The sequence below is a fragment of the Tissierella sp. genome, assembly GCF_052089545.1.
In the GTDB taxonomy this organism is placed as follows: Bacteria; Bacillota; Clostridia; order Tissierellales; family Tissierellaceae; genus Tissierella_A.
The window spans coordinates 12249-21678 of record NZ_JBQDAA010000017.1; the positions used below are offsets into that span (position 1 = coordinate 12249).

Sequence of the window (9430 nt, forward strand, 5' to 3'; positions counted from 1 at the left end):
AGATATGATAAATCTTTCTAACATAGATGTTGAAATGTTTCCCCAAAAAGAAACATTTTTTTATGATATAGATGTATCAAGTAATGAAAACTTAAATCAAAGGTTAAAGGTTATTTCAAGACTGGCTAGTGGTGAAGATTTAATAGTAATAGCATCTATAGATGCCTTGTTAGATAAAATCATTAGTGAAGATATATTTGAAGAATATACTCTTAAAATAAATGAAAATTCTATTATAGATTTAAATATGGTTTCAGAAAAATTAATTCAATCTGGATATGAGAGAACAGCTACTGTTGAATCGAAGGGACAATTTAGTATAAGGGGAGGAATATTAGATGTATTCTCTCCACACTTCTCCTTTCCTTGCCGGATAGAATTGTTTGGTGATGAAGTAGATAGCATCAGACAGTTTGATGTACTGAGCCAAAGGTCTTTAGAGATAGTAGAAAATATAGATATTGTTCCTACTAAGGAAATACTTATACTCCATAGATGGAGAGATGGTATAGCAGAATCTATAAAAAAAGATTTAAAATCATATAAAAAACATGAAAAGATATTGGAGAAGTTTAATACTTATATTGAGCTTTTAAAAGAAGGTTCGACTTTAAAAAATCAGGACATGGTTATTCCATATATTCCTAAAGAAAGTGTAGGATCTATTATAGACTATTTTAAAAAAGAAGCTTTAATTTTTATACAAGAGCCTCAAAGAATAGAACATAGATCTAAAGGATTAGAAGAAGACTTAGCTTTAAAAATTACTGATTTATTAGAATCAGGTGAAGCTATGAGAAGTCATATAGACACAAACTATAGATATAGTGAGATAATACCATGGATAGAAGAAAGAATAGTTATTACAAATAGTGTTATTTTAAAGGGTCAAGCTTATTTTAATCCAAAATCTATATATAATTTTTCTATGAAAGCTACTAATAATTATCATAGTAAAATGGAGTTATTACTTGAAGACTTAAACCATTATAAATATAGAGGGTACAAAATAATACTATTATCTGGAACTGAAGAAAGAGGTATGAGACTTAAAAAAACTCTTGAAGATTTAGATTTTATTGCTAGTTTTTCAGAAGATAGAAATGGTGAAATAAAGTCAAATCAAGCTATTATAACTCCAGGTAGCATAAATGGAGGATTTGAGTATTCGAATTTAAAACTTATAGTTATAAGTGATAAGGAAATATTTGGAGCTCAAAAGAAAAAGCTTAAAAGAATAAAAAAGGAAAAAGATAGAGAAGTAATAAATTTAGGAGATTTAGAAATAGGTGCTTTTATAGTTCATGAAAATCATGGTATAGGTAGATATGAAGGCATAGAACAATTAGATATTCAAGGAGTAAAAAAGGATTACTTAACTATAAGATATAGAAACAATGATAAACTTTATATATCTATAGATCAAATGGATTTAGTTCAAAAATATATAGGTTCAGAATCAATAAAACCTAAATTAAATAAATTAAACAGTGTTGAATGGAAAAATACTAAGGCAAGGGCTAAAAAGGCTGTAGAAGATATGGCAGCTGACTTATTAAACTTATATGCACGAAGGGAAAGTGAAAAAGGATTTAAATTTAATAAAGATACTGTTTGGCAAAGAGAGTTTGAAGATCTTTTCCCATATGAAGATACACCAGGTCAAGCAAAGTCTTCCTTAGAAATAAAAGATGATATGGAAAAACAAAAGCCTATGGATAGACTTCTTTGCGGAGATGTTGGGTATGGCAAGACAGAAGTTGCACTTAGAGCTTCATTCAAAGCTATAATGGATGGAAAGCAAGTAGCCATACTTGTACCTACTACCATCTTAGCACAGCAACATTACAATACTATGGTTGCAAGGTTTAAAGACTTCCCAATAAATATAGGTCTTTTAAGTAGATTTAGAACTCGTAAACTTCAAAACCAAACAACACAAGGATTAGTAGAAGGAAATGTAGATATAGTTGTCGGTACACATAGATTGTTATCTAAAGATGTTAAATTTAATAATTTAGGTCTTTTAATAATTGATGAGGAACAAAGATTTGGAGTTAAACATAAGGAAACCTTAAAGGAATTAAAAACAAATATAGATGTATTGACACTTACAGCTACTCCTATACCAAGAACTTTACACATGTCTCTTGTGGGAATAAGGGATATGAGTGTTATAGAAGATCCGCCAGCAGAGAGATATCCTATACAAACTTATGTAGTTGAGTATAATCCTCAAATGATAAGAGATGCTATATTAAAAGAAATTTCAAGAGGCGGGCAAGTTTATTTTGTTTACAATAGAGTTCAAACTATAGATAAGGTAGCTAATGAAATAAGAAAGTTAGTACCTGAAGCTCATGTAGGTATAGGTCATGGTCAAATGAGTGAAAGACAACTCGAAAAAGTAATGATGGGTTTTTTAGATAAAGAATATGATGTCTTGGTTTGTACTACTATTATAGAAACAGGCCTGGATATACCAAATGTAAATACTATAATAGTTTATGATGCAGATAAAATGGGCTTGTCGCAACTATACCAACTAAGAGGTAGAGTTGGTAGAACTAATAGGCTTGCATATGGCTACTTTACTTATCAGCCCAATAAAGTTTTAACGGAAGTATCTGAAAAAAGACTTAGAGCCATTAAGGAATTTACTGAATTTGGTTCAGGATTTAAAATAGCTATGAGGGATTTAGAAATTAGAGGATCTGGAAACCTTCTAGGACTTCAACAACATGGGAATATTGAAGCTATAGGATATGATCTCTATGTTAAGTTTCTAGGTAGGGCTATTAGAAGACTTAAGGGTGAAAAGATAGAAGAAGAAATAGAAACTACAGTTGATATAAAGGTAAATAGTTTTATACCTATTAAATTTATAAAAGATGAAGAATTAAAAATAGAAGTTTATAAAAAGATCTCTGTTATTGAAAACATAGATGATTATAGAGAACTATTAGATGAACTTATAGACAGATTTGGAGACATACCAAAAGAAATAGAAAATCTTATGAATATATCTCTAATAAAAGCAATTGCAAGCCGAAATAAAATAAAAAACATAATCCAAATGGAAGATAAACTAAGACTAGATTTAGTCACAAGTGAATCTATTAGCCTTCCATTAATTGATGAATTATCTAAGGAATATGGCAAAAAGCTTATATTTAGCTTATCAAACAATCCATATATTGAGCTAAAATATGGTGATAATATACTAAAGATAAGCAAAGAACTTATTGAAAGAATTGACAATTTCAATAAGAAAGAAGATAAAACATAAAAGATAAAGATAAAGATATTAGGAGGAGAGGATGTTTTAAATGTACAAATTTAAAGGCAAAAATTTAATAATAATAGCTTTGATTATTACTATGTCCTTTATAATTAACGGATGTACTAAAAAGGCACCTGAAGGTGTAATAGCAACTGTAAATAAAGAAAATATTACAGAAGAAGAGTTTGAAAAAGAGTATGAAATTCAGGCTAATACAATGGAAAATAGGCTGGGAAAAGGTGTATTAGACCAAGTGGGAACCGATGGAAAGTTGGTTGAAGAAAGTCTTAGAGAAGAGATTTTAAATATATTCATACTTGAAAAATTGATTTTACAAGATGCAGATAAAAAAGATATTACAGTAAATGATGACGAAATAAATAAAAAAATAAAAGAAATAGAAGAAAATATGGGTGGCGTAGAGAAGCTAAAAGAGTATCAGGAAGATGTAGATATGGACGACAAATATTTTAAAATGTTTGTTAAAAAGGACATATTGCTAGAAAAGCATAAGGCTAACTATATAGAAGAACTTGAATTAGAAGATGAAGAAATTGAAAGTTTTTTTGAAGAAAACAAAGAAAATTTAACACTAGTTAAGGCTAGACAAATACTAGTTGAAAAACAAGATAAAGGCGAGGAACTCTTAAAACAATTAAAAAATGGAGCAGACTTTGAATCTCTAGCTACAGAAAACTCTATAGATGCAGATACAGCTTTAAAAGGTGGTGAATTAGGATACTTTCCAAAAGGAAGTAATCCTGAAGAATTTGATGAAGTTGTATTTGGATTAAATGAAGGTGAAATAAGTCCTTTGATCGAAACTGAAAAGGGATATCATATAGTGGAGATACAAGATGTTAAAAATACATTTGAATCTTTAAAAGATGAAGTGACACATTTTGCCAATGAAAACAAATATGTAGAATATCTTGAAGGTTTACAAGATGATGCCAAGATAGAAACTTATTTAGATGTAAATGATAAAAACAATAAAGAAGACGAAGAATAATATTAAAAATTAAATATAATGAGTTTTATCAAATATGAATAAAATCTTCCATTTAGTGAATAATAAGTTTACTATACTTGCTCTTAAAAGGAGGATTAAATTGAAAGCTACTGGAATCGTACGTAGAATAGATGATTTAGGGAGAGTTGTTGTCCCGAAAGAAATAAGAAGAACTTTGAGGATAAGAGAAGGTGATCCTCTTGAAATATTTACTGATAGACAAGGTCAAGTTATACTTAAAAAATACTCGCCGATTGGTGAATTAAATGAATTTGCATCTGAGTACTGTGAATCTCTTAATGAAAATACAGGTCACACGGCTATAATTAGTGATAGAGATAATATTATAGCAATTGCAGGAGGGGCTAAAAAGGAATATTTAGAAAAAAGAATTAGTCCAGATTTGGAGAAGATAATAGAATCTAGAAATACATTTATTACTGATAAAAAGTCTCCATCTATTAAAATAATATACGAAGATGAAAGTGCGGAGGTCTATTTATCTCAAGTAATTTGCCCTATAGTAATGCAAGGAGACCCTATAGGATCTATAATACTTTTATCTAAAGAAAAGGGTTCTAGCATGGGGAAATTAGAAACAACTCTATTAGAAACAGCTTCAAAATTTTTATCAAAGCAGTTAGAACAATAGTACCAGAGCTTACAATTGCACTACTCCATTCCATGTGGTCTAGAGTATGCAATTGCATAGCTCCTGCATAAGAAAGAGCTTTGTATCAGCGAAGCATTTGATACAAGTTTTCTATATACCTACTTTTAAGTAGGTATTTTTTATTGTCAATTTGAGTATATTTTACCAATGGTACTATTTAAAGTATAATTGGGGGAGAATATATGAAAAATAATAATTTTATAAAAGGAGCTTTTATCTTAACCTTTGCTGGAATAATAGTAAAAGTTCTTGGTGCAATATATAGAATACCTATAGGGAACATTATAAAGTCAGAAGGTATGGGTTATTATTCAACTGCATATCCTTTTTATGTACTTTTACTTACTATATCAACTTCAGGTTTTCCAGTTGCTATAGCAAAGCTTGTATCTGAAAAAAGAGCAATTGGAGATTTTAAATCTGCTTTTAGAATCTTTAAAACTGCACTTATATTACTTATATTGGGAGGAGTTTTTTCATTTTTATTTTTAGTATTTAAAGCTGATGAAATAGTTATATCAATTGGTAATAAGAATGCTTACTATTCGCTTATTGCACTTTCACCAGCACTTTTATTTGTTCCTATTATGGCTTCATTTAGAGGTTTTTTTCAGGGATGTTCCAATATGTTGCCGACTGCCATCTCACAGGTTGGGGAACAACTTTTTAGAGTTGTAAGTGGGCTTTTTTTAACCATATATTTTATAGAAAAAGGTTTACCAATGGCTGCAGGGGCCGCTTCTTTTGGGGGCTCCATAGGTGCATTTATTGGGATGGTTATTATAATTATAATATTTTTGATAAAGAAAAAAACGATAAACAAAGAAATCAAATCAAGTTTAGCAGATAGTAATTATCCCATAAAAGATATATTATATGATTTATTAATTATAGCTATTCCTATAACTATAGGGGCTGCAATTATTCCAATTATTGATACAATAGATGCAGGTATAGTTTTGAAAAGACTTCAGAAAATAGGATATACTGATATGAAAGCGAATAGTTTATATGGTCAACTTAAAGGATATGCCCAAACACTGGTTAATCTTCCGCAAGTATTCTCTATGTCAGTGGCAATGAGCTTAGTTCCTGCTATTTCTTCATCTTATGCTAAAAAAAACAAGAAAATGGTACAAAATACAATAAGTACAGGTATTAGAATAACTCTTTTAATAGGACTCCCATCCGCCTTGGGACTTTATGTCCTTGCAAAACCTATAATATCGCTACTCTTTTTTAACAATACTATGGAAGTTATAACAAATACTTCAGAAATACTTAAGGTTTTATCCTTTGGAATAATATTTCTTACATTAACTCAAACATCAACCTCCATACTCCAAGGTTTGGGGAAGCCACTAATACCTGTTGTAAACTTATGTATGGGAGCTATAATAAAAATAGTTTTAACTTTCTCTTTAACTTCCATTGAAAGCATAAATATAAGAGGAGCAGCTATAAGCACCGTAATGACTTTTGTTGTAGCAGCGATTTTGAATTTATCTATGATTATTATTAAATTTAAAATAAAGTTAAACTACAAAGATATTTTTATAAAACCTTTTATATGTTCAATTATAATGGCAACTATAGCAGGATTATCTTTTGATTTTATGTCTAAATTTTTAATGAATGATATTTCGACTATTATTTCTATTGCAATTGGTGGATTAAGCTATATAATATTACTTATAATTACAAAAAGTATAAGAAAAGAAGACTTTGAGTCATTACCTAAGTATAAAAAGGTTATAAACAAAGTAGAAAGATATAAAAAATAAAACAAAACGGTAAGGAGAAATACAAATGGCTAAAATTTATATAATTGGATTAGGCCCTGGCAGTGTTGATGATTTAACACTGGGTGCTATTAATAGAATCAATAAAGGAGATAAAAATTTTTTAAGAACAAAAGAACATCCTACAATAGAATATTTTAATGAAAATTTGGTAGAATATGAATCTTTTGATTATCTATATGAAGATAATGAAGAATTTAAAAATGTTTACAATGATATAGTTGATAATCTAATAGAGGAAGTATCATTAGGAGAAGATATAAATTATTTTGTGCCAGGAAACCCTTTAGTTGCAGAGAAAACAGTAGAGATATTATTGGAAAAGGATGTAGATATAGAAATAGTTGGAGGGATGAGTTTTATAGATCCTTTAATAATGAGTATAGAAAAAGATCCAGTAAATGGTCTGAAAATTGTTGATGGAACAGTATTTGATTATTCTATGATAGATATAAATACTGATATAATCATAACTCAAGTCTATAATAAAAGAATAATTTCAGAAATAAAGCTAATACTATCAGAAATATATGGTGATGAATATAAAATATATATTGTAGACAGTGCAGGAATAAGAAATAGCGAAAGTGTAAACAATATACCTATATATCTTATGGATAGAATTCCAAACATTGGGTACTTAACAAGTATATATATCCCTAGAATTGAAAATGATAATAAAGATATTTATGATCTTAATGATTTGATTCATATCATGGAAAAACTAAGAGGGGAAGATGGCTGTCCGTGGGATATTAAGCAGTCTCATAAGTCTTTAAGAAAACATGTAATAGAAGAGGCTTATGAATTAGTAGATGCTATTGATAGAGATAATATTGATGATATTGTTGAAGAACTTGGAGATGTTCTTTTGCAGGTAATATTTCATTCACAAATTGCTTTTGATCAAGGAGATTTTTCTTTAATAGATGTAACTACTACTCTTGCTAAGAAAATAATATTTAGACATCCCAATATTTTTTTGAAGGAAAAGCTGGAAAAATCCGAAGAAGTAGTATATAATTGGGATAGATTAAAGGATTTACAACGAGGATTTGAAACTATAGAAGAAAAACTAAATCACATTTCTGGATTTCCATCTTCCATAAAGAGTTATAAAACACAGGAGATAGCTGCTAAACTTGGTTTTGATTGGAATAGTATAGATGGACCATTAGGAAAAATAAAAGAAGAATATGAAGAGATAATAGAAGTATTAGATTGTTCTCAAATAGATCCTGAGAGGTTAGAAGAAGAAATAGGTGATTTATTTTTTGCAGTAGTAAATTTAGCTAGATTTATTAACATTGATCCAGAAGTTTCTATGAATAATGCTAATAACAAATTTATAAATAGATTTAAATTTATGGAAGCAAAAGCTATAGAGAAAAACAAAAAATTAGAAAATATGTCTCTTGAAGAAATGGAAAAGTTGTGGAGTTTAGCTAAAGAAGATGAATAGTAGTTGTAAAGATATTAAACTTTAAATAAAATGTATTATAGTGTAAACTATTACTAAGGAGGAATTTATAATGAATAAAGCGGAATTAATAGCTAGTATAGCAGATAAGAGTGAACTTACTAAAAAGGATGCAGAAGCTGCATTAAATGGTTTTATGAGATCAGTAGAAGGTGCATTAGCAGAAGGAGAAAAGGTTCAACTTGTAGGTTTTGGAACATTTGAAGTTAGACAAAGAAAAGCTAGAGAAGGTAGAAACCCAAGAAATCCTCAAGAAGTAATTCAAATACCTGCATCTAAAGCACCAGTTTTTAAAGCTGGTAAATCATTAAAAGAAATTGTAAATAAATAGTAAACTTTTAGAAAACCAGGTATATACCTGGTTTTTGTTTTTTGAAAGGAGAGATATTCATTAGAATAGATAAATTTTTAAAAAACTCTAGGATCATAAAAAGAAGAACTGTAGCAAAAAAGGCTTGTGAACAAGGAAAAGTTTTAATAAATGAAAAAAAGGCAAAACCTGGAGATAGTATTCAGGTTTCAGATAAGATTACAATTAATTTTGGAAATGGAAGTAAAGCATTTGAGGTTTTAAAAGTAAAAGATAATGTAGCTAAAAGTGGTGCATCTGACTTATATAAAATATTAGATTAGAGCTTTTGTCATAAAAGCTCTTTTGTTTTCATAAATATTATTAAGAAGAGGAGTGATAATGTGAGTGAAAATAAAATAGCTTTTAAAAATCAAAGGATCACTTTAGAAGATCGAGAAAGAATAAATATAACAGGAGTAGAAAATGTTGACAGTTATAACGATAATACAGTAATATTATCTACTATAAAAGGTGGTCTCAATATAAAAGGTGAAAATCTGAATATAAGCAAACTAAACCTAGATGATGGATGTCTTAAAATATCAGGTACAATAAATAGTTTAACTTATATAAGTAAAGAAGGAGAGCCCAAAAAACTTTTAGAAAGGCTTTTTAAATAGATGGATCCCTTATATATGTTGGATGCAGATTCATCTAAAGAATTGTATATATTTTTACTTTCTATAAATCAAGGGATAATTTTAGGGCTTTCATATGATATTTACAGAGTTGTAAGAGAAGGTTTTAAAGCTAAAAAGATTTTAAGTATATTAGAAGATATTATACTTTGGATTGTAATAACCTTTTTAGTGTTTATTTTTCTACTCA

General features: G+C 28.7%; 9 protein-coding genes. All 9 read left to right on the forward strand.

The genetic code is table 11. The annotated features are described in order from the left end of the window. Positions 1-3289: transcription-repair coupling factor (gene mfd / locus ACTHW2_RS02720; protein ID WP_442262197.1), on the forward strand; the 3289-nt coding region annotated here is incomplete at its 5' end. A 40-nt stretch (positions 3290-3329) separates the two neighbouring features. After that, positions 3330-4295, forward strand: a complete 966-nt coding sequence (locus ACTHW2_RS02725) for a peptidylprolyl isomerase (RefSeq protein ID WP_442262198.1) — start codon at positions 3330-3332, stop codon at positions 4293-4295. A 100-nt stretch (positions 4296-4395) separates the two neighbouring features. Continuing rightward, positions 4396-4947: a stage V sporulation protein T gene (spoVT, locus tag ACTHW2_RS02730; RefSeq protein ID WP_442262199.1), complete on the forward strand. Its 552-nt coding sequence runs from the start codon at positions 4396-4398 to the stop codon at positions 4945-4947. A 203-nt stretch (positions 4948-5150) separates the two neighbouring features. Continuing rightward, complete coding sequence (locus tag ACTHW2_RS02735; protein ID WP_442262200.1) at positions 5151-6752, forward strand: putative polysaccharide biosynthesis protein; 1602 nt, start codon at positions 5151-5153, stop codon at positions 6750-6752. 25 nt (positions 6753-6777) lie between these two features. Continuing rightward, the gene (gene mazG, locus ACTHW2_RS02740) at positions 6778-8232 is read left to right on the forward strand and encodes a nucleoside triphosphate pyrophosphohydrolase (RefSeq protein ID WP_442262201.1); all 1455 of its coding nucleotides are present in this window, start codon (positions 6778-6780) and stop codon (positions 8230-8232) included. A gap of 70 nt (positions 8233-8302) precedes the next feature. Then, positions 8303-8581 (forward strand): HU family DNA-binding protein, encoded by a 279-nt coding sequence (locus tag ACTHW2_RS02745; RefSeq protein WP_442262202.1) that lies wholly within the window; start codon positions 8303-8305, stop codon positions 8579-8581. Between the two features lie 59 nt (positions 8582-8640). Beyond that, on the forward strand, positions 8641-8883 hold the full coding sequence (locus tag ACTHW2_RS02750; protein ID WP_442262205.1) for an RNA-binding S4 domain-containing protein: 243 nt from the start codon (positions 8641-8643) through the stop codon (positions 8881-8883). 60 nt (positions 8884-8943) lie between these two features. Beyond that, positions 8944-9222, forward strand: coding sequence for a sporulation protein YabP (gene yabP / locus ACTHW2_RS02755; RefSeq protein WP_442262203.1), 279 nt, complete (start codon positions 8944-8946; stop codon positions 9220-9222). Then, the coding region (gene yabQ / locus ACTHW2_RS02760; RefSeq protein ID WP_442262204.1) for a spore cortex biosynthesis protein YabQ at positions 9223-9430 on the forward strand (208 nt) is incomplete at its 3' end.